Raw genomic sequence first — 18592 nt, 5'->3', positions numbered from 1 at the left:
GCCACCGGTGGTCTGAACCGTACTAATCCGCGATAGTTATTACTATCATAGTCGGGAATCATTCGCTGTCGATTGCGTCACCGAGTCGTATCGTGATAGTCAGTACTATCTACGTTGCATCCGCCCAGGCGGCCCGCGTAGCCCTATCAACCGGAGGTGCGATGGCCAACGGCGCGCACCGACTGTGATGGTATCTCGTCCCCGCCCATGCGACGCCATCAACACCCGTCGCCTACTGAAGGGACACCCGTTGTACACCGAAACGTCCCGAGAGTCGCTGCGGGTCGACCAGTTTCAGCACGACGGTTTCGCAGCGGACAAACTGCTGCTCCAACGCTGCGCGGCGTGCGGTCGCATCCAGGAGCCGCCGCGGCCCATGTGCGGGAACTGTCATGGGCTGGAATTCGGCTCAGTCGAGGCGTCGGGGCGTGGATTCGTCTACAGCTGGGTCATTCCCCGCCAGGGCGCACCCGAGGGTGAAGACCACGTGATCGCCGCGGTCGAACTCGACGAAGGAGTGCGGTTCGTCGCCGAGGTCGTCGACACCCCCGTCGCGCAGGTCGTGAACGGTCTGGCCGTCGAGGCCGCGTTCCGTGACGGTACGGGCGCCGACCGGTTGACGTTCCGCCGTGCCGACAGCCAACCGGAGCAGTCGCCGCACAGCCGGGTGACACACCAGCCATTCATCCTGCGGCCACGCCCACCTGTGAACATGTGGCGCCGTACCGCGATCGCGGGCATCGGGCAGACCGAGTTCTCGAAGAACTCCGGTCGCACCGAATTGCAGCTGGCTGCCGAGGCCTCCCTGGCGGCGATCGCCGACGCCGGGCTGGAACCGTCGGACATCGACGGCATGGTCACCTTCACCATCGACAACAGCACCGAACCCGCGCTGATGGACTGCTTGGGCATCAACGATCTGACCTGGGCCGGCCGCACCCCCGGGGGCGGCAATGTCGCCTCCGCGGTGGTGGGCATGGCGGCTGCCGCCATCACCAGCGGCGCGGCACGCACCGTGCTGGTCTACCGGGCCCTCAACGAACGCTCCGGACACCGCTACGGCCAAGCCTCAGGTGGTGCCAACCCGAAACAACCCGTCTCCGGGGGGCGTCAACTCAACACCTTCGCCGCCAAGTACGCGCTGTGGTACCAGCGCTACATGTACGAAAACGGTGTCACCAACGAAGATCTCGGGCGCTACTCCGTCGTCGCGCGCAAGCACGCTGCGACCAACCCCAACGCCTGGTTCTACAACCGCCCCATCACACTGGCGGACCACCAGGCCTCGCGGTGGATCGTCGAACCCGTCCTTCGCCTGCTCGACTGCTGCCAGGAAAGCGACGGCGCGGCTGCATTGATCATCACCTCCCGCGAGGTGGCGCGCAGGGGCCCCAATGTGCCGGTCATCGTGGAAGCTGCTGCCCAGTCACACGCCGCCGGGGTGACTGCGGGCATCGGCTACCAGCACTCCGACATGGGCCGATTCGACGAGGCCGCCGCGGTAGCCGCTCAGCTGTACCGCGACGCGGGGTTGACCGCAGACGACATCGATGCGGCCATGATCTACGAAAACTTCTCCCCCGCAGTGCTTCTGCAATTGGAAGCCTACGGTTTCTGCAAGCCAGGTCAGGCCAAGGACTTCATCGCCGGCGGGAACATCGAACTGGGCGGCGCGCTGCCCGTCAACACCCACGGCGGGCTGCTCGGCGAGGCCTACATCCACGGCATCAACAACATCCTCGAAGGCGTCCGCCAGATTCGGGGCACTGCGGTCAACCAAGTCGCAGGCGCCCAGCACGTGGTCGTGTCCGCCGGACCCAGCGGCCTCATCCTTGGCCAAGACACCTAGATGATCGGCACCACGTGGCCAGCTGGTACCCGCGCATCAGCCACCGACAAGAGACTGACGGACAAGGAGACTCAGATGGGCGTATTGGATGGTCTTGAGGTGCTGGACCTTTCGCGGGGCATCTCCGGGCCGCTCAGCGGAATGCTGCTCGCCGACCAGGGGGCCCGGGTCACCAAGATCGAGCCGCCGGGCGGTGACCCGTGGCGGGAACTGTCGGGCTACCGGGTCTGGAACAGGGGCAAGCGCAGCGCCTTCCTCGATCTCAAGGATGTCGACGACCACCGCCGCTTTCTGGCGCTGGCAGCCAGGGCCGATGTCGTCATCGAGAGCTTCTCACCGGGTACCACCTCCCGGCTCGGCATCGACTACGCAACCTTGGCTGCATTGAATCCACGTCTGGTCTACTGCTCGATCACCGGTTACGGACCGGACGGTCCGCACGCCGACCGGCCCGCGATCGACGCGCTGGTGGCTGCCCGGACCGGATACCAGTGGGCGGGTCGCGGCACGCCGGAGGGAATCACGGCACAGCTGTCGGGTGTGCCCGGCCCGCTACCCGACCTCGATGTCCCGCCGGAATGCTGGACCGGCCCGGATCGGCCGGGGCCGTTGTTCAATGGCGTGCCGTGGATCAGTCTGGCCACCTTCTACATCGCGACCATCGGCGTCAACGCCGCCTTGCTCGCCCGCGAAACCACCGGCAGGGGCCAACACGTCAATGCGTCGCTGCTGCATGGCGTCCTGGCCACCACGCTCGGCTCGTGGCAGGCCGCGGAGAATGCAGATAAGCGCGGCTTTCAAACCTGGATCTTCGACCCACGGGCTCCGAAGGGCTTCTTCCGGGCGGCAGATGACCGGTGGACCCACCATTGGGTGGCGTTGCCGGAGTTCATCCTGGGCGTCGCCGACAAGCTTGCCGAGCCCGACTCCGAACTCGTCTCGACCAAGACGGCGAGCCTGCGGATCGAGCCGGGCTCTGACGACATCGTGGTGCTGCAAGCCTATGAGCCCGTGTTGGCCGAGGCGGTGAGGCGGTTTCCCGCCGAAACCTGGGTCCAGCTGGCCGCCGAAACCGGCGTTCCGGTTCAGGCCGTGCGCTCGCCGGAAGAGGCGCTGCTGGATCCGACGCTGTTGGCCGACGGCTGCGTGGTTGAGGTCGACGACCCCGAAGTTGGGCCGATTCGTCAGGTCGGACGGGTGCTGGAGCTGTCCCGGCATCCCGTCACGCCGCCGCGGCCGGCGGTCGCCGCCGGACAGCACACCGACGACGTGCGCGCCGAAGCCGACGCAGCCCCGGAACCCGGGCGGCCCGAAGTTGCTGCGGGAAAGACACTTTCGTCCCCCCTGGCTGGGGTGGTCGTTCTCGACCTCGGTCTGGCCGTCGCCGGACCCTTCGGAACCCAGGTTCTGGCGCAGCTGGGGGCCCGGGTGATCAAGGTCAATACCGCCCGCGACAAGGGCTGGATGCGCAATCAGATCGGCATGTGCTGCAACCGCGACAAGGAATCGATCATCCTGAACCTCAAAGATCCTGAAGCGCTGTCGGTTTTGCACCGCCTCGTCGCGAAAGCCGACGTGGTCGCCCACAACATGCGCTACGGCGCCGCGCAGCGGCTCGGCGTCGACTTCGAGACGCTGCGCCAGATCAAGCCCGACCTGATCTACTCGCACAGCATCGGCCACGACACCGGCCCGCGGCAGAAGGATCCGGGCAACGACCAGACCGCCTCGGCTCTGGCCGGCACCGAGTGGCTCGACGGCGGAATGGACAACGGCGGCCGACCCATATGGTCGACCACCTCACTCGGCGACACCGGCACCGGATTCCTGTCCGCGCTCGGGGTCATCCAGGCACTGCTGGACCGCAACCGTACCGGGGAGGGCCAGTTCGTGCGCACCTCGATCCTTTATGCCCACCTACTCAATGCATCGACCGCATGGGCCAGCCCGGACGGTTCGAGGTCGGGCGACCGCCAGCAACCGGACGCCGAGGTATACGGATACAGCGCCCTATACCGGCTGTATGAAACCCTGGACGACTGGCTGTGTCTGGCGGTCTTCGACGACCAGGAATGGCGCGAATTGTGTGACGCCATACATCGCCCGCACCTGGCCGACGATCCGCGTTTCACCGACTCGCAGGCCCGCCGCGTCAACGACGACGCCCTCGTCAACGAATTGACCACCACCTTTGCCGGAAACACGGCAACGCATTGGTTCGATCGACTTGACGCTGCCGGAGTCCCGTGCGAGATCGCCGATCCGGATTTCGCGTCGCGGTTGTTCGCTGACCCCGTTGCGCAGGAGAACAAGCTCGTCACCGCGTTCGACCATCCGACCATGGGCGCGATGCGTGTCGGCGGGCTCTACTTCGACCTGTCCGACACTCCGGGCACTGTCGGCCGCCCGGCGTTGACGCCGGGCCAGGATTCCCGCCGCATTCTCACCGAACTGGGCTACGCCCCAAGCGAAATCGATGCGCTGGTCATCTCAGGCGCGGTCGGCGAAACCACGCTGGAGCGCGTCTAGCGGCGAGAGGCACAACCCAATGCAGCGATCAACGGTGATGGCGGCGGACCTGGCGGCCACGGTCGTCGAACCCGACGAGGCCAACGGCACGGTGGTGTTCTGCCTGCCCGGGGGCGGGATGTCGCGGCACTACTTCGACCTCGACGGCGGGGACTCCGACGGCACCCTGAGCATGGCCGCCCACCTGGCCGGCCAAGGCTTCACGGTGATCTCGATCGACCACCCCGGGGTCCGGGACAGCCCCGCCGGGTGCGACGGTTGGGAACTGACGCCGAACTACGTCGCCGACCGGGACGCGGCCGCCATCATCGAACTGCACCAACGACATCCGGGCCCAGCGATCGGGGTCGGCCACTCCACGGGCGCCATGCTCACCGTAATCGCCCAGGGTCGCCACCGGTGCTACGACGCACTCGGACTCTTGGGCTGGTCCTACAGCCAGCGGTTCGGACTGCCGGAAATGGATGCCGGTCTGTCCGATGCCGAGCGAGCCGTGCTCGGTGACGCCGACGCCATCGAGGAGCAGCTCGTCTGGTTGACCAAGCAGCGCTTCGACGACCCCCGCCCACCAGGGAGCTCAGCGGTCTGGGAGCTGCTCATTGGAGGAATGCAGATCTCCGAGCAGGCCCGAACGGCCATCTCCGCCAGCACATCCGAATTGCTGGCCGTCTGCGGTTTGGCGGCGATCTTGCGCGGCGCCGGGCCCCATGTCGCCGCCATCGACGTGCCGGTCTTCCTCGGCTTCGGCGAGTGCGACATCACCGGAAATGCCCGAGCGACCGCCGAAGAGTTCGGCCGCAGCCCCGACATCACGCTCTACGAACTGGCCGCGGCCGGTCACAACCACAACGTGGCACCCAATCGATCGCGGTTGTGGAACCGCTTCGCGCGCTGGGCCGATGACGTTGATATCGACAGCAATACCAAAGGGCCTCATCAGGTCTCAGCTGCCACCCAGTCCGCGCAGATGGACAGCTAGAGGGTGACGCCGGGTCTTTCCGCTCCAGCGCCGCCATGATGGCGTCGTAGGCGAGGTCGGCTGCTGTCTGCCACCGTTCCCCGACATCGATCTTGACCGCTGCGGTGAAGTAGGAACTGAGGTGTGCACTGACCGTGGCCGCAAGCCGCGCGAGCGGGTCACCGTTACCGCCCGCGGCGCTCCATAGGATCCGGGCGACGTCGGCCGCGATGGCACGGCGTTCCCGTAACCACCTCTTCTCCACGGCCGCGAGCCCATCGGGCAGATCGGCGCTCGAGGTGACCTGAAAGTATCCGGGTCCGACCACGGAGTTCATCCGATGCGCGGTAGCACGTCGCGCGAAGCCATGCCGCTAACTCACCTCGTAGGTGGGCAGTTGCTCGCTGTAGCCGGCCATGCCGGCGGGCGAACGCGGCGGCAATCACTTCTCTCTAGATTCAAAGAGCCGGAACAACGTACGCCGACTTTTGCGCCCGTGCGACCAGCCGACCGTGATCATCTCATCGAACTGATGGAACGCGTGGAAGATCTCCTCGGCACAGCGCTGCACGAAGGGCTGCCTTGGATATGGGAGACCTTCGAGGAGCACCCCGACGTGCTCCAATCGCGCCCACATGACCTCGACTTCGCCATCCAGGTCACGCACGGCCCGCTGCGACTGTTCGTGATGGGACACGCACAGCTGCCGGAATCAACTCCGGCGCAATGAATTTCAGCACGTCGCGCACAGCACAGCACAAGACCAGCACCGGCGCGGACGCCCCGGATCTGGGCGCGCGGCCCGCGACGAATTAGTCGGTATCCCCTAAGCGGTCGCCGCAACGAATACTGGTTTCTTGCAAGTGGTCTCGGACTTCACCCAATTCGATGAAGAGATGGAAGACATCCACGCGATGATGCGGTATTCCGGGCGGCGGCTGTTGGTTTCGCTGGCCCAGACCACCGCAGGCCATGGCTACCACAAGACGCTGCATGCCATCGAGCAAGCCAACGAACAGGGGCTAAAAATGACCGGGGTGGTAGCCGCCCGCGCCATCGACTGACTGCTTGCCTTCGACGGCACCGTCAACCCCTGGGCCGGCTCCCCCACGTTCCAGGGCCGGGCCGACATCGCCAACCTGGAGGTCAAGCGGAGCATCATCGCCGACGTCGCCGAAACCGGCGCTATGCAATTCCCGCTCAACAAGACCTGGGAGCTGGGCGACCCGCCGAACTACGAACCCGACGCCGCCGACTCCATTGCGCGCCCGCGCCGCACGCGACGGGCGCTCACCGGAGGAACTGTTGTACGACGACATGCTCACCGGTCCCCACGAGGTGCTCCCATGGGCTGAGTGCATGGACAACTTGGCAGGGCCACGCGCATCGCGTTCGTCATCGAGACGTCCTCCCTCGCAACCGAACCCCGCTTCATTATTGGGTTTTCCGCGTCCAAGTCCTGCGCCCATGCGCGCTGCCCGGCTGGCTAGCCTCGGGGCGTTGCACGACCGCCCTCGCTGTGGTTGCGGTCCCAGCTGCGTTGGATGACTTCCATCGTCGACCAACTCTTGACCGGGACTATCCCACCCCGTTCCTGCACGGTGCCGTGTAGCCAGGCAATGCCCAACGCCGCAGCGCAGGCCGCGGCATTGTGGGTGCCCTGGAAGTCGAAGGTGTGGCCTCCGAACGAGAGGCTCGCCAGATGTGGTTGAGAGACACCATCTTTGGTATCCCAAGTGACTGTGGACTTTACATTGTCGTTGATGGCGACGACCGGTGGTTCACCCTGGCGGTGGAAGGTCGCTGTCGCATAGCCACCCGCCCCAAGCATGGTGTTGCCCGTCTCCCAGTGGCCGTCGTCAAACACGGCCCCCCAAACGAACCAATAGTGCTCCAACTGAGCGATCTTGGAAACGTGCGCGCTCATGCCGGGCAGGCAGTACATGCGGTCGAGGCCGCCGTACCCGCCCACGATCTTCGACCCTTCGATACTGCCCGCGACCGAACACCCGGAACTGGTGTAGCCGACATCGTCGGGGCGGCCGGGCACGTCAATACGGGTCACGTTGGACGGCAGTGGGGTAAGGACCACATCGAGGACGTCATCTTCTTTCCACACATAGACTTTTGGTCCGATCGAAACCGTCATGCTGTGCTTAGCGGCCATGAAGAGGTTAGCCGGCAACACGTTCTGGTTGCCGTCCACTTCGATCCACACGATCGGTCCCCAATACAGGTCGGTCTCGCCCGGGATGCGCACCGTTCGGGGGTAGGCCCACAGGTCCATCTTGCATTCGTGCAGGGTGAAGTCGAAGGCCGCGCTGGCTGACAGCGTGCGAACCATCTGATAGCGCTTGCCGTTCTCCGTATCCACCATCGCCCACAGGAACACCAGGTCGTTGTGGAGTCCCGGGAATTGCTTGTCGCGCGTTGAATGGTCCTGCAGTAGCGCGTCTACCAGCGACACGGACGGGACGATTTCAGCGGTGGCTAAGTCGAACTTGGACACGTTGCCCTTTCGCGTTGAGTGTGATCCGTCCGCCGCGCAGCCTTAGACCCTCACTCGGGGATTTACCACGGTATTCTGACATAGTGTCAGGTATTCCCTACCGGACGTCAAGTACCTAGAATAGGCCCGGCGGTGGCGCCGGTAGCGGCGCATCCGTGGTGGAGTGGTGACGTGAAGATGAATGAACCGGCAGCGCGTCGACTGGTAGGTGATCGCCGCATGCCGGGTCGCGGTGATCTGCAGCGGGCTCGCTTGATCGACGCAGTGCTGGACCTACTCCAGACGACATCCATTGCCGAACTGTCGGTCATGCAAATCGCTAAACGCGCCGGTGTCACTAGGCCTGTCTTCTACTTCTACTTCGACTCCAAGTACGCGGTTCTCGCTGCCGCATTGAGCCAAGTGTGGGCCGAGTTCGCTGCCGCTCGGCCACTGACCGACGGCCTCGACCTAACACAACCTCCCGGACTGATCACCCGCAATCTCACCCGCGATGCGATTGGCATCTGGCGTGAACATCACGCACTCATCGCTGCCGTTGTCGAAGCGCGATCGTCTGACGAGCAGCTAGCACGACTGTGGGACGAGTTGACCGCCCAGGCTGGCCGCCAAGTCTGTCAAGTCGTCGGCCTGCTGAAGTCGGTCAACCTAGTCCGTCCAGCCTCGGACAACCTGCCGATGCTCGTCGACGCGCTGTTCGGCATGACTGTCTGGTCACTTCTCAGTGCAGGCGACACCGCCGACCCCCAGGCGCGCGAGGAACTCGTCGACGTGATCAGCGCGGTCTGGCTCACATCCGTCTGGGGCGTGGTGCCAGCGGGAGGGGATTCTTCTGCCCAATGATTGACCGCATTGACCCCTCCATCGGTGCGCTAGACCGAAAGGGCTGCGAAGCGCGGGGTGTCAATCCCGACGGGAATGGCCGTTCAGCTATCTCTCGTCAGAGCCTGGCGCGTTCACAGACGCCCTTTCGAACAAACTACTGGCGGCGATTGTGAGTCATGACCGCTTCGCGGCGGTTCTCGACGTCGGCATGGTCGAACGAGCGTAGCCACGTTCGTGCTGTGTCACGCTCGATGGCGAGCGCGGATTCGTCACCGTCGGCGGCGACGATGCGGTGCATACTGGCGAGCAACGTGCGCACCGCGCGCTGATCTTTCGCCGCGATGTCGCGCGCGATATCTCGGGCCGTCGCCATCAGATCTGGATGCGGGACAACGTGATTCACCAGGCCGAGTGTGTGCGCTTCGGTGGCGCCGATGAACCGGCCGGTGAGACTCAGCTCGACTGCACGCGGAAATCCGATGCGTCGAGGCAACAAGGCTGATAGACCGCCGCCCGGCATCACCCCGACGGCCACGTGGGTGTCGGCGAAGCGCGCGTGCTCGCTGGCGATCAGGAAGTCGCAGTGCAACGCGATCTCGAAACCAGCGGTGATGGCGGCCCCGTTGATCGCACCGATGATGGGTTTGGTCAACGCGGGCCACGGCGACGACGAACCCGTCTCACCGCCGGCAACGAGTGCGCCGCCGGAGGCGCCCACCTCCTGCAGATCAAGGCCCGCGCAGAACGCCGGGTCTGCACCGGTAAGGATCAGCACGTCGACGTCGTCGTCAGCGCCGACCCTGTCGATGGTCGCGGTCAGGGCCCGCAACAGGGCGACAGTCAAGGCGTTGCGTTTCGTGGGCCGGTTCAGGGTGATCACGGCCAGGCGGTCGGTCACCTCGACCTCGACCGTGCCATCAGACATGGGCACTACCCTTCGACGTCGCCGGCCAGCTGACGTCGGTCTCGTCCCAGGCGTGCATGATGTTCCCTCACACCGGAATCGGCGGCTGGTTGAACAGCGACACGGTGAATCCGCCGTCCACCTGGATGTCCTGGCCATTGACCCAATGGGCATCGCTCGAACCGAGAAACGCGATCACCGGGACGATGTCGTCGACGGTCCCGTGTCGCCCGACGGTATTCCGGACACCGTCGAGTACTTCTTTACCCATGTGTGCCTCGAAGTCGACGAGAATCGGTGTTTCAACCGGGCCCGGGCTCACGGAGTTGACCCGTACGCCGTATTTCGACCACGCCGATCCGCAGACTCGCTTGACGTACGACACGACTGCCTGCTTGGAGGTGTAGTAGGCCATCGCCGGGTCTTGGTCGGCTAGCCAACGATCAACGGTTGCCGGGTCGGTGGCCTCCAGCAAGCCGGCCAGCTCAGTGGTGTTCTGTTCCCATCCGGCCGCAGCAGTGGAAGCCACCGCGACGACCGCGCCGCCTCGGCGCATCAACGGAAGCGTGCCCTCGATCACGAGCCGCATGCCCAGGTAGTTGATCTTGACGACGTCGGGCGCGGGCAACGTTCCGGGTACGCCCGCCACATGAGCGAGGACGTCCCATCCTGAGCCCATCCGCGCCAGGAGATCCTTGATCTCGACGGGCTCCCGCAGGTCGCACTGGATCCAGTCCGACACCCCAGTCTGTCGAGGGCGGACGTCGACGCCCAGCACGTAGTCGCCACGCTCGTGAAAGTACGTGGCGGTCGCCGCCCCGATTCCCGATGCGGCGCCCACCACGACGATTCGACGCTGTTCAGCAGTCATCGTCCCGGTGCTCCATTCGCGTCATGGCCATGTCGAGTGGTCACCGAAACGCCACGGGGAGTGCGCTGATGCCGTTGATGAAGTTGGACGGCGAACGAGTCGGAGTTCCGGCGAGGTGCAGATGTGGGGCTTGGTCGAGTAGTTCGGCGAGCATGTGGGTGAGCTCGAGGCGGGCAAGATGGGCGCCAAGGCAGAAGTGCGGGCCTATGCCGAATGCGAAGTGAGGGTTGGGATCCCGAAGCAGGTTGAGCTGGTGGGGCTCGGTGAAGACGCCCGGATCCCGGTTGGCGGCGTTGAACCAAACGACCACCTTGTCCCCGGCTCTGACGTGCTGATCTCCCAGGACGGTGTCTTCTGTCGCCGTTCGTCGGAAGTGCAGGACCGGTGATACGTAGCGAAGCAGCTCCTCGACGGCAGTCGGCAGGTGTTCCGGATGTGCGGCAAGCCAACTCCATTGGTCATGCTCGACAAGACTGATCACCGCCCCGGACACGGCATTCCGGGTGGTTTCGTTGCCGGCCACGACGAGCAACATCCAGAACATGGCGAATTCGGAGTCGCTCAGGCGGTCCCCGTCGACCTCCGCGTTGGCGATCATGCTCACGATGTCGTCGAGCGGCCGGGCGCGACGCTCCTCGGCCATCCGCTGCGCGTAGCCCAGCGACTCGACGTAGGCGTCCAGGCCCGCTGACACAACGTCGGCGTCGGTAGCCTTCTCGGTGGCGAGGGCGGCGTCACTCCACTTGAACAGCAGGTGGCGGTCCTCGTGCGGCATTCCAAACAGGTCGGCCAGAACCCTCAGGGGCAGTTCGGCCGAGACGCTGGTGACGAGTTCACACGGCTCGTTCTCAACGGCCGCGCTCGCGATCTCGCGAGCGTTCAGTTCGACCGAGTCGAAGAGTTTCCGCACGGCGCGCGGCGTGAAGATCGGCGACAGAATGCGTCGCAGCCGCAGGTGCTGAGGCGCATCCATGTTGATCATCGAGGCCCGCAGCAGTGGAAGTGTCTCGGGCGTGACGGTTTCCAGCAGTGTTGAGCCGGCTTCGGAGGAGAACCGCGATGGGTTGCGCGACACCTCTTCCACCAGTCGGTGACTCGTCACCGCCCAGAATCCGGGACTGTCGGCGAACTGGATGATGCCGCCGTGGCCGAGGGCGCCGTCGATGGGCGCCTCGGCATGCCACGCGATGCCACCAGCCGCGAGCAGCGCATCGAACGCGTCGTAGGGCACGCCCTCCGAAAAGCCGACGGAGTCGGTGAGATCGATGTCCACGACGTCAGCCACCCGCCGAGCACCACGAGGGGGATCGACTGGCTGAACCACGCCCATCGCGGTCATCGGCCCACTCCAGGCATCCAGTATCTCCATTCGGTGCAACGACGACGATTCTGCACGTGCTCGACTTCGGCCGTCAGGTCCTGGTCGGGAGTCCCAGACAGGCTTCGACCAGCGGCCTCGCCGGAGGTATCGACTGTAATACAGTAACGGCCACAGTTGAACCTTTTTCGGGATCAATTCCAAGGCAATCGGCCGCCGAGCGCCGCGACGCAGAACCAGGCAGATGAGTTGCACGTCCAGCTGACGTTTCGACTGATCAACGGCGTCACACGTGGCATTCGAGGGCGAGCACCGTTCAGACAACGTCGATGGCGTGCTCGGGACAACCGTCAACGGCCTCGGTGACCGTGTCACCGAGTTTTGTTGGCACGTCTGATGTTTCGGCTCGGGCGTAGCCGTCGTCGGTGAGTGTGAACACTTCGGGGCAGATGGCCACGCAGACGCCGTGGCCGCGGCACCGGTCGTCGTCGACGACTGCCTTCACGACGTTGCGCTTTCGACCGGGACGACCTCGAGATGCAGTTCGGTCAGACCGCGCATCATGAAGGTCGGTAGATGACCGAAGCGACGGGCGACGGGCGGGCCGTGATGCCCTTCGGAGATCCTGATCGCAGTGGTGCGCTGCAGGAGTCGCTCCACGGTGACCCGCGCTTCCGCCCGGGCCAACGGCGCACCGGGGCACGAGTGGATTCCGCGTCCAAAGGCGATGTGGCGCCGGGCGTTCGCGCGACCGACGTCGAAGGTGTCGGGGTCGTCGAACTTGCTCGGGTCACGGTTGGCCGCGGCGTTGAGTACCATCACGGTGCTGCCCGCCGGCACGTCGACGCTGCCGATGGTGGTGGGGATCCGCGAGAGCCGGAAGTCGCCCTTGACGGGGCTTTCCATCCGCAGCGTCTCTTCGATGAATAGCGGGATGCGCCCAGGTTCGCGCCGCAGCAGGTCTTGCAGTTCGGGTCGTTCGGCCAGGATTTGGAGCGCGGCGCCGAGCAGTCGGACGGTGGTTTCCTGGCCGGCGGAGTAGAGGTTGGAGGCGACCTTCGCGACGTCGAGCACGTCGGGTGTAGAGCCGTCGGGAAAGGTGGCCGTGGCTAGGCCGGTCAATACGTCCTGGCGTGGGGCGCGCCTGCGCTCGGCGATGTAGTCGGTGAATCGGTCATAGAGCCATTGCAGTGGATCCTTCTGCATCGCCACGTCGTTGGTGTTGCCGACGCCGAGATCGGTCTGCTGCCCTCCGGCCATGCGCTCGGAGAACTCGGCACGGTCTCGTTCGGGCACACCGAGCAGATCGGCGATCACCATCAACGTGAACGGAGCTGCGAACCCGGTGATGAATTCGCCGCCGCCAGCCGTGAGGTAGTCGTCGAGCGCGGCGTCGACGAGCTCCCACATTGCCGTCTCGTTCTCTTTGAGCCGCTTGGGTGTGATCAGCTGCATCAGCAGGGACCGATGGTCGGTGTGCGTCGGCGGGTCGAGCGTCGGCAGCTGATCGCTCATGGGCAGTTCGTTTCGATGCAGGGCGATGAGGTCGGAGACGTCATCGCCCTCTAGCGGTACGGGGAATCCCGGGAAGGGCCCGGTGACCGCCGTGCACGATGAATACGTCTGCGCGTCGCCGAGCACCTGTACGGCCTCGTCGTACCCTGTCACCATGACCACGCCGTGGTGAGGTTCCCGCTGTACCGGGCACGTGTTGCGCAGCTCGGCAAAGTAGGGAAAGGGGTCCTCGACGAGGTCGTCGTCGCGGAAGAAGTCCTTCGCCTCGGTGTCGTGAGACATGTTGTGCTCCTTCGCCTTCAGGGTCGGTGGTCATGGGTGGTGGGTGCGGCGCCGGTGTCGTGCACCTCGTCGCGCCAGCCCCGGTCCTCCGGGTTCACCCCAAACGTGTTGAGCCCCATGGCAAGTAAGAGATAACCGCCGACCGTGAAGACGAGATCCATCCGCTGTCGGTCGTCGAGGTGCTCGCCAAGCGTCGCCCACGTCTGGTCGGAGACACGGAAGCTCGCCAACAATTCGTCGGACGCGGTGAGCGCGGCTTGCTCGCGGGGAAGGTGAGCTCGGCCATCTGCTGCACAGGCGATGTCATCGTCAGAGAGGCCCTTCCGCTTGCCGAGCCGTATGTGGTGCGTCCACTCGTAGACGCATCCCGTGCGATGCGCTACCCGCAGGATGACGAGCTCGCGCATTCGCGCCGGAAGTGTCGAGCCGGCCTGCAGGTAATTGCCCAATGGCAGATACGCCTGTGCGAGATCTGGGTGACGCGCCAGCGTCGCCAGCGCGTACCCAGCGTCGCGAGGGTTACGCCGTTCGGGCGGCAACGCGCTGGCGAGCGAGTCCCGCGTGCGGTCATCCCACTGTCCCGGCGGCAACGGCGTGAACCTCATGTGGCGCTCCTCACGGCGATTGGGAGTCCGATGTCGTCTTTCCGACCCGCGTCCGACACTAACCGAAAGGAAAGGAGTGAGCTATCCTTTAGGATAGTTTGTGACTTACCTAACGGTAAGTGTCCTGATGTCCGCAAGGTCAGTAAGGTCATCAACGACGTCCCACGCGGACGGTGACACGAGGAGTGCGATGAATGCCGCGGTGACCAGGCTCGGCGACGCGACCGGAACGCGGGAGCGCCTGCTCAGCGCCGCTACGGCGTTGTTTATCGAGTGCAGCTTCGCCGGGACGTCACACCAGATGATCGCCGACGAACTGGGCATCACCAAGGCTGCAGTCCACTATTACTTCCGCACACGCGAGGAACTTCTGATCGCGGTCATGGAGCCGATACTGCTGCAGATACGTGCCGCTCTGGAAGCAGCTGAACGACAGCGCAGCATCCGTTCCAGGGCCACACTGATGCTTACCGGGTTCGCCGAAGTGGTGGCCCGGAATCGGTCGCTGGCCGCCGTTCTGACGTTCGATCCGAGCGTCATCTCCGCTCTGCAGAGCCACTCCGACTGGCGGCCGGTCATCGAACGCGAAATGGCAGTACTGGCCGCGGTCGACGACGGCCCCGCCGGTGTCATCAAGGCCAATGCGGCGCTCACCGGCCTGACCGGTGCCGCGTCTGGTGCTCCGGACGATCTGGACGACGTCGCCCTGAGCAGTCTGCTCGTCGACATCGGCAGACGGATCTTGGGCCTGCGACTGCAGCGGCAGCGCGACCCACTGGACCGATAGACAGCGCACGACACGGCGAGCGCTACTCAGCCTGGCTACACCACGAAGGGAATACACGTGACAATGACTCCACGCACGGCCGTCGTGACCGGCGGCGCGTCCGGAATCGGCGCAGCGATCGCCCGACGGCTGTCCAGCGACGGGTATCGCGTCGCGACGATCGACCTGAAGCCCGCTGACACCGGATTCGCCTACACCGGCGACGTGACCGACCGCGCACAGCTCGAAAGCACGTTCGCCGACATCCGCGAACAATTGGGCCCAGTAACCGTTCTGGTCAACGCCGCCGGATTCGAAGGATCAGTCTCGTTCCGTGACTTGGCATTCGAGGACTGGCAGCGGGTGCTCGACGTCAACCTCAACGGCGTCTTCCACACCACCCAGGTGGTACTGCCCGACATGGTCGACGCCGGCTGGGGCCGGATCGTCAACATCTCGTCGTCCAGCACACATTCCGGAACACCGATGAAGTCGCACTACGTCGCGGCCAAGTCGGGCGTCAACGGCCTCACCAAGTCGCTCGCGCTGGAGTTGGGTCCACAGGGCATCACCGTCAACGCCGTCCCTCCAGGCTTCATCGACACCCCGATGCTGCGAAACGCCGCCGAGCGAGGCGATTTCGGATCCACCACCGTCGAGGACGTCATCGCCCAGACACCGGTCCGACGCATCGGCCGCCCCGAGGACATCGCAGCCACATGCGCCTTCCTCATCTCCGAAGGCGCCGGATACATCACCGGCCAACTCATCGGCGTCAACGGTGGTCGAAACACATGACGATCACCGAAATCGGTCCCGTCACCGCTCTCATCGCCGTTGACCTGCAGCACGCGACCGCGCCGTCCGCGCACTCAAGCTCATTGGCGAATGGGCACACCATGGGCGTGGGCCGCCACCTTGCTCGCGGCGTACAGCCCTGTCCGTGAGGGCCACCATTGACCTTGGTGCCCGACGATATGAAGATCAGCCGCCTCCGTCGCGCACGCTCCGCGCAGCCTCGCGAAAGCCGATGAACGTCGCCCACGCGTGGAGGAAGACCAATCGCTCATAGTCCTCGTTGGACGCCCCGCAGATGGGCACGTTGGCCGTCGAGGCGGCGTTGTGAACGAGTCGGCGACTCACCGGCCCATTCGGGCGAGGATATCTCGCAGCACGTTCGTGACCAGGCCCGAACACTAGGAGCGCGCGGTCCGGTCGGGTCAATGCTCGAGGCCGAAGTTGTAATAGAACATCGACGATTCCAATGGCATACCCCCGCGTGAGCGCGTGCCAGGTTGCGTGTGGGGCGTTCGGCCGTAGCACCCCTTCGAGCAACTCAAGTCCAAAGGCCGTGAGCGCGACTGTAAATGTCGAGTTTGCCGTCTCCAGCGCCCAACGCCGTAGGCACGCGCCGTACGAGGCCGCAAGCATCCGCTCAGGGACATACGGATCGTTGAACCCGAGGAAATCGGTAGTGAGATCGAACAAGACGACCGGGTGACGCTGTCCGATGAGCACCAGCGCACGCGTTGCACGATCTCGCAATCTGCGATCGGTGGTGGTGAGGACGAGTGCAAGGACTCGCATCGCCCGTCGCGCCGTGTCGGAATCGACGCGGGCGAGATCTTCTTGCTCCACCCAAGTGAGCAGGCGACGAATGTTGGAGTCGTCTTCGACCTTCCGCAGGAACTCGGACCATTCCAAATCGCGGTGAGACATGGGCATCGCCCGCAGGCGAGTGCAGAGCCAGTCAAATCCGACCAGGTGGTCACCGCGGGCGGCAAGCCCGGTTACGACCTCGTAAGCGCGGGCGCGAATCCGTACCTTGGAACGATCTGCGAGCAGCGTGACCAAGCGCTCCGTGTCCGGACTAAAGCTCGCGTGTGGTCGCCAATACAAACCGTCCAAGAACGCATCTACAAATGGACGGAGTGCATTGCGACCTGTGGTTCCCCGGTCAGGTGGTGCCCGACCATGCTGGGGTGCTGCGGTCGTTTCCGGTGTTGGTGATGGTGGCGGCGTATTCGCGGTTCATTGCCGCGGTGATGCTGCCGTCCCGGATCACCGGGGACCTGTTGGCCGGGATGTGGCAGTTGCTCTCCCGCGACGTTGGCGCCGTGTCACGAACACTGTTGTGGGACAACGAGTCTGGCATCGGTCAACGAGGCCGACTGGCCCAGGGCGTGTCCGGGTTCTGCGGGGTGCTGGGCGCCCGACTGATCCAGGCCCGACCCTATGACCCCGAAACCAAGGGCGTAGTGGAGCGGGCGAACGGCTACCTCGGCACGTCGTTCCTGCCCGGCCGGACCTTCACCTCACCAGCGGACTTCAACACGCAACTCACGGACTGGCTGGCCTCGGTGGCCAACGTGCGCCGCCACGCCACCACCCGGCTGATCCCGGCCGAGGCGCTGATCGCCGACCGGGTGGCGATGGCCATCCTGCCGCCGGTCGCACCGGTGACCGGAACCACGGTCAGCAGCCGGTTGGGCCGCGACTACTACGTCGCGATCGGCTCCAGTGCGTATTCGGTGCATCCCGAGGCGATCGGCCGGATGATCACCGTGACCGCCACCTTGGACCGGGTCCGCGCCCACTGTAGTGACCGCGTGATCGCCGATCATGAAAGGGTCTGGGGTGCAAACGGTTTGGCTTCGGATCCAGCACACGTCGCGGCGGCGTCGGGCTGCGACAGCAGTATCTGCACCGTCGAACATCGCCCGATGACCATCTGCAGGTCGATGTGGAAGTCGCCGATCTGAGTACCTATGACGTGGCGTTCGGGACTGGGGAGGTCGCCTGATGGCCACCAAACGCACCTCGGTTCCGGGTGAGGTCGACAAGCTGATCGCCCATCAGTCCCGATTGTTGAAGGCACCCCGGATCGCCGGGCACTACGCCCGCTTGGCCGAACAAGGCCGTGCCGCGGCGTGGTCATTGGAGGACTACTTGGCCGCGGTGTTGGCGGTCGAATCCAATGCCCGCGCCGAATCCGGAGCGCGGCAACGCATTCGGTATGCGGGGTTCCCGGCGATCAAGACGATCACCGACTTCGACTTCACCGCCCAACCCGCCCTGGACCGCGCCCAGATCGCCCGCCTCGAAGGCGGGGGCTGGCTGGCCGAAGCCCGCAACTTCGTCTTGCTCGGCCCGCCCGGCACCGGCAAGACCCACCTGGCCACCGCATTGGCGATTGCCGCCGCCCAAGCCGGCCACCGGGTCGCGTTCGCCCCAGCGACCGGGTGGATCAGCCGTCTGGCGGAAGCGCACAGCATCGGCCGGCTGGAGGCCGAACTGCGCAAGATCTCCCGCTACGGGCTCATCGTGATCGACGAAGTCGGCAACATCCCGTTCGACACCGAAGCCGCCAACCTGTTCTTCCAACTGGTCTCGACCCGATACGAGAAATCCTCGATCGTTCTGCACATGCAACTAGGCCGCCACGGCCTCACATCTTGTCGCCCGTTGGTGTCGCAATCACTGCTGCGGCCTGGTTTTCTGCGTGAACGCCGCCGGCGCCGATGCGCTGCTGGGCCTGTCCGCAACTCGGATCGCGCCTGCGGGCTGAGCCTGAGGACATTCGATCCCTAGCCTGTTCGCGGGTGTTGCATACGCACTCTCCCCGCCCTCGTGCGCGGACCTGAACGCGACGAAGTGGCAG

The 18592-nt window shown here is 65.0% G+C and carries 17 protein-coding genes and 2 pseudogenes; 11 read left to right on the top strand and 8 right to left on the bottom strand.

The window, feature by feature from the left end; translation table 11 throughout:
- Positions 1–187: 187 nt before the first annotated feature.
- The 6 genes and pseudogenes from SLQ30_RS21720 to SLQ30_RS21695 all read left to right on the top strand — a co-directional run.
- Positions 188–583 (top strand): annotated as a pseudogene (locus SLQ30_RS21720) (Zn-ribbon domain-containing OB-fold protein); the annotation flags it as partial.
- A 129-nt stretch (positions 584–712) separates the two neighbouring features.
- Positions 713–1849: a thiolase C-terminal domain-containing protein gene (locus tag SLQ30_RS21715; protein WP_319448798.1), complete on the top strand. Its 1137-nt coding sequence runs from the start codon at positions 713–715 to the stop codon at positions 1847–1849.
- A gap of 75 nt (positions 1850–1924) precedes the next feature.
- Positions 1925–4378, top strand: coding sequence for a CoA transferase (locus tag SLQ30_RS21710; RefSeq protein ID WP_319448707.1), 2454 nt, complete (start codon positions 1925–1927; stop codon positions 4376–4378).
- 19 nt (positions 4379–4397) lie between these two features.
- Positions 4398–5357: an alpha/beta hydrolase gene (locus tag SLQ30_RS21705; RefSeq protein WP_319448708.1), complete on the top strand. Its 960-nt coding sequence runs from the start codon at positions 4398–4400 to the stop codon at positions 5355–5357.
- Between the two features lie 475 nt (positions 5358–5832).
- The gene (locus SLQ30_RS21700) at positions 5833–6066 is read left to right on the top strand and encodes a hypothetical protein (protein WP_319448709.1); all 234 of its coding nucleotides are present in this window, start codon (positions 5833–5835) and stop codon (positions 6064–6066) included.
- 133 nt (positions 6067–6199) lie between these two features.
- Positions 6200–6400 carry a hypothetical protein gene (locus tag SLQ30_RS21695; RefSeq protein ID WP_319458337.1) on the top strand — a complete coding sequence of 67 codons (201 nt, stop codon included), beginning with the start codon at positions 6200–6202 and terminating at the stop codon, positions 6398–6400.
- 422 nt (positions 6401–6822) lie between these two features.
- Here SLQ30_RS21695 and SLQ30_RS21690 read toward each other — a convergent pair whose 3' ends face one another.
- A complete protein-coding gene (locus SLQ30_RS21690; protein WP_319448711.1) occupies positions 6823–7845 on the bottom strand; it encodes a hypothetical protein in 1023 nt (340 codons plus the stop codon).
- Positions 7846–8064: 219 nt separating this feature from the next.
- On the opposite strand from SLQ30_RS21690, the gene SLQ30_RS21685 reads away from it, so the two are divergent.
- On the top strand, positions 8065–8688 hold the full coding sequence (locus tag SLQ30_RS21685) for a TetR/AcrR family transcriptional regulator (RefSeq protein WP_319448712.1): 624 nt from the start codon (positions 8065–8067) through the stop codon (positions 8686–8688).
- A gap of 136 nt (positions 8689–8824) precedes the next feature.
- Here the strand turns inward: SLQ30_RS21685 and SLQ30_RS21680 are convergent, their stop codons facing one another.
- The 6 genes from SLQ30_RS21680 to SLQ30_RS21655 form a co-directional block, all read right to left on the bottom strand.
- Positions 8825–9595, bottom strand: coding sequence for an enoyl-CoA hydratase (locus SLQ30_RS21680; RefSeq protein ID WP_319448713.1), 771 nt, complete (start codon positions 9593–9595; stop codon positions 8825–8827).
- Positions 9596–9662: 67 nt separating this feature from the next.
- A complete protein-coding gene (locus SLQ30_RS21675; protein WP_319448714.1) occupies positions 9663–10445 on the bottom strand; it encodes a coniferyl-alcohol dehydrogenase in 783 nt (260 codons plus the stop codon).
- 40 nt (positions 10446–10485) lie between these two features.
- Positions 10486–11730 (bottom strand): cytochrome P450, encoded by a 1245-nt coding sequence (locus tag SLQ30_RS21670; RefSeq protein ID WP_319448715.1) that lies wholly within the window; start codon positions 11728–11730, stop codon positions 10486–10488.
- Between the two features lie 349 nt (positions 11731–12079).
- Positions 12080–12268, bottom strand: a complete 189-nt coding sequence (locus SLQ30_RS21665) for a ferredoxin (RefSeq protein WP_319448716.1) — start codon at positions 12266–12268, stop codon at positions 12080–12082.
- Positions 12265–13560 carry a cytochrome P450 gene (locus SLQ30_RS21660; RefSeq protein ID WP_319448717.1) on the bottom strand — a complete coding sequence of 432 codons (1296 nt, stop codon included), beginning with the start codon at positions 13558–13560 and terminating at the stop codon, positions 12265–12267. The genes SLQ30_RS21665 and SLQ30_RS21660 overlap by 4 nt, the downstream gene beginning before the upstream one ends.
- Positions 13561–13577: 17 nt before the next feature.
- Positions 13578–14165 (bottom strand): carboxymuconolactone decarboxylase family protein, encoded by a 588-nt coding sequence (locus tag SLQ30_RS21655; protein ID WP_319448718.1) that lies wholly within the window; start codon positions 14163–14165, stop codon positions 13578–13580.
- 190 nt (positions 14166–14355) lie between these two features.
- Between SLQ30_RS21655 and SLQ30_RS21650 the strand changes: the two genes are divergently transcribed.
- Both SLQ30_RS21650 and SLQ30_RS21645 read left to right on the top strand, forming a co-directional pair.
- On the top strand, positions 14356–14952 hold the full coding sequence (locus SLQ30_RS21650; RefSeq protein WP_319448719.1) for a TetR/AcrR family transcriptional regulator: 597 nt from the start codon (positions 14356–14358) through the stop codon (positions 14950–14952).
- A 63-nt stretch (positions 14953–15015) separates the two neighbouring features.
- Positions 15016–15729: an SDR family NAD(P)-dependent oxidoreductase gene (locus tag SLQ30_RS21645; protein ID WP_319448799.1), complete on the top strand. Its 714-nt coding sequence runs from the start codon at positions 15016–15018 to the stop codon at positions 15727–15729.
- Positions 15730–15915: 186 nt separating this feature from the next.
- Here SLQ30_RS21645 and SLQ30_RS21640 read toward each other — a convergent pair whose 3' ends face one another.
- On the bottom strand, positions 15916–16074 hold the full coding sequence (locus tag SLQ30_RS21640) for a hypothetical protein (RefSeq protein ID WP_319448720.1): 159 nt from the start codon (positions 16072–16074) through the stop codon (positions 15916–15918).
- 770 nt (positions 16075–16844) lie between these two features.
- On the opposite strand from SLQ30_RS21640, the pseudogene SLQ30_RS21635 reads away from it, so the two are divergent.
- Both SLQ30_RS21635 and SLQ30_RS21630 read left to right on the top strand, forming a co-directional pair.
- A pseudogene (locus SLQ30_RS21635) lies at positions 16845–17734 on the top strand (Mu transposase domain-containing protein); the annotation flags it as partial.
- Positions 17734–18522, top strand: coding sequence for an ATP-binding protein (locus SLQ30_RS21630; RefSeq protein ID WP_413468118.1), 789 nt, complete (start codon positions 17734–17736; stop codon positions 18520–18522). The pseudogene SLQ30_RS21635 and the gene SLQ30_RS21630, both read left to right, overlap by 1 nt.
- The last annotated feature ends 70 nt before the right edge of the window (positions 18523–18592 follow it).

Source organism: Mycobacterium sp. RTGN4, from assembly GCF_033804635.1.
Taxonomy (GTDB): Bacteria; Actinomycetota; Actinomycetes; order Mycobacteriales; family Mycobacteriaceae; genus Mycobacterium.
Note: the sequence above shows the minus strand (reverse complement) of the source record. Positions and strands in the feature narration are given on the sequence as shown.

Excerpts from the sequence above, each read along its gene's own strand:
- SLQ30_RS21715 (WP_319448798.1), top strand. The coding sequence starts at position 713 with ATGTGGCGCCGTACCGCGATCGCGGGCATCGGGCAGACCGAGTTCTCG.
- SLQ30_RS21710 (WP_319448707.1), top strand. The coding sequence starts at position 1,925 with ATGGGCGTATTGGATGGTCTTGAGGTGCTGGACCTTTCGCGGGGCATC.
- SLQ30_RS21705 (WP_319448708.1), top strand. The coding sequence starts at position 4,398 with ATGCAGCGATCAACGGTGATGGCGGCGGACCTGGCGGCCACGGTCGTC.
- SLQ30_RS21685 (WP_319448712.1), top strand. The coding sequence starts at position 8,065 with ATGCCGGGTCGCGGTGATCTGCAGCGGGCTCGCTTGATCGACGCAGTG.
- SLQ30_RS21680 (WP_319448713.1), bottom strand. The coding sequence starts at position 9,595 with ATGTCTGATGGCACGGTCGAGGTCGAGGTGACCGACCGCCTGGCCGTG.
- SLQ30_RS21675 (WP_319448714.1), bottom strand. The coding sequence starts at position 10,445 with ATGACTGCTGAACAGCGTCGAATCGTCGTGGTGGGCGCCGCATCGGGA.
- SLQ30_RS21660 (WP_319448717.1), bottom strand. The coding sequence starts at position 13,560 with ATGTCTCACGACACCGAGGCGAAGGACTTCTTCCGCGACGACGACCTC.
- SLQ30_RS21655 (WP_319448718.1), bottom strand. The coding sequence starts at position 14,165 with ATGAGGTTCACGCCGTTGCCGCCGGGACAGTGGGATGACCGCACGCGG.
- SLQ30_RS21650 (WP_319448719.1), top strand. The coding sequence starts at position 14,356 with ATGAATGCCGCGGTGACCAGGCTCGGCGACGCGACCGGAACGCGGGAG.
- SLQ30_RS21645 (WP_319448799.1), top strand. The coding sequence starts at position 15,016 with ATGACTCCACGCACGGCCGTCGTGACCGGCGGCGCGTCCGGAATCGGC.
- SLQ30_RS21630 (WP_413468118.1), top strand. The coding sequence starts at position 17,734 with ATGGCCACCAAACGCACCTCGGTTCCGGGTGAGGTCGACAAGCTGATC.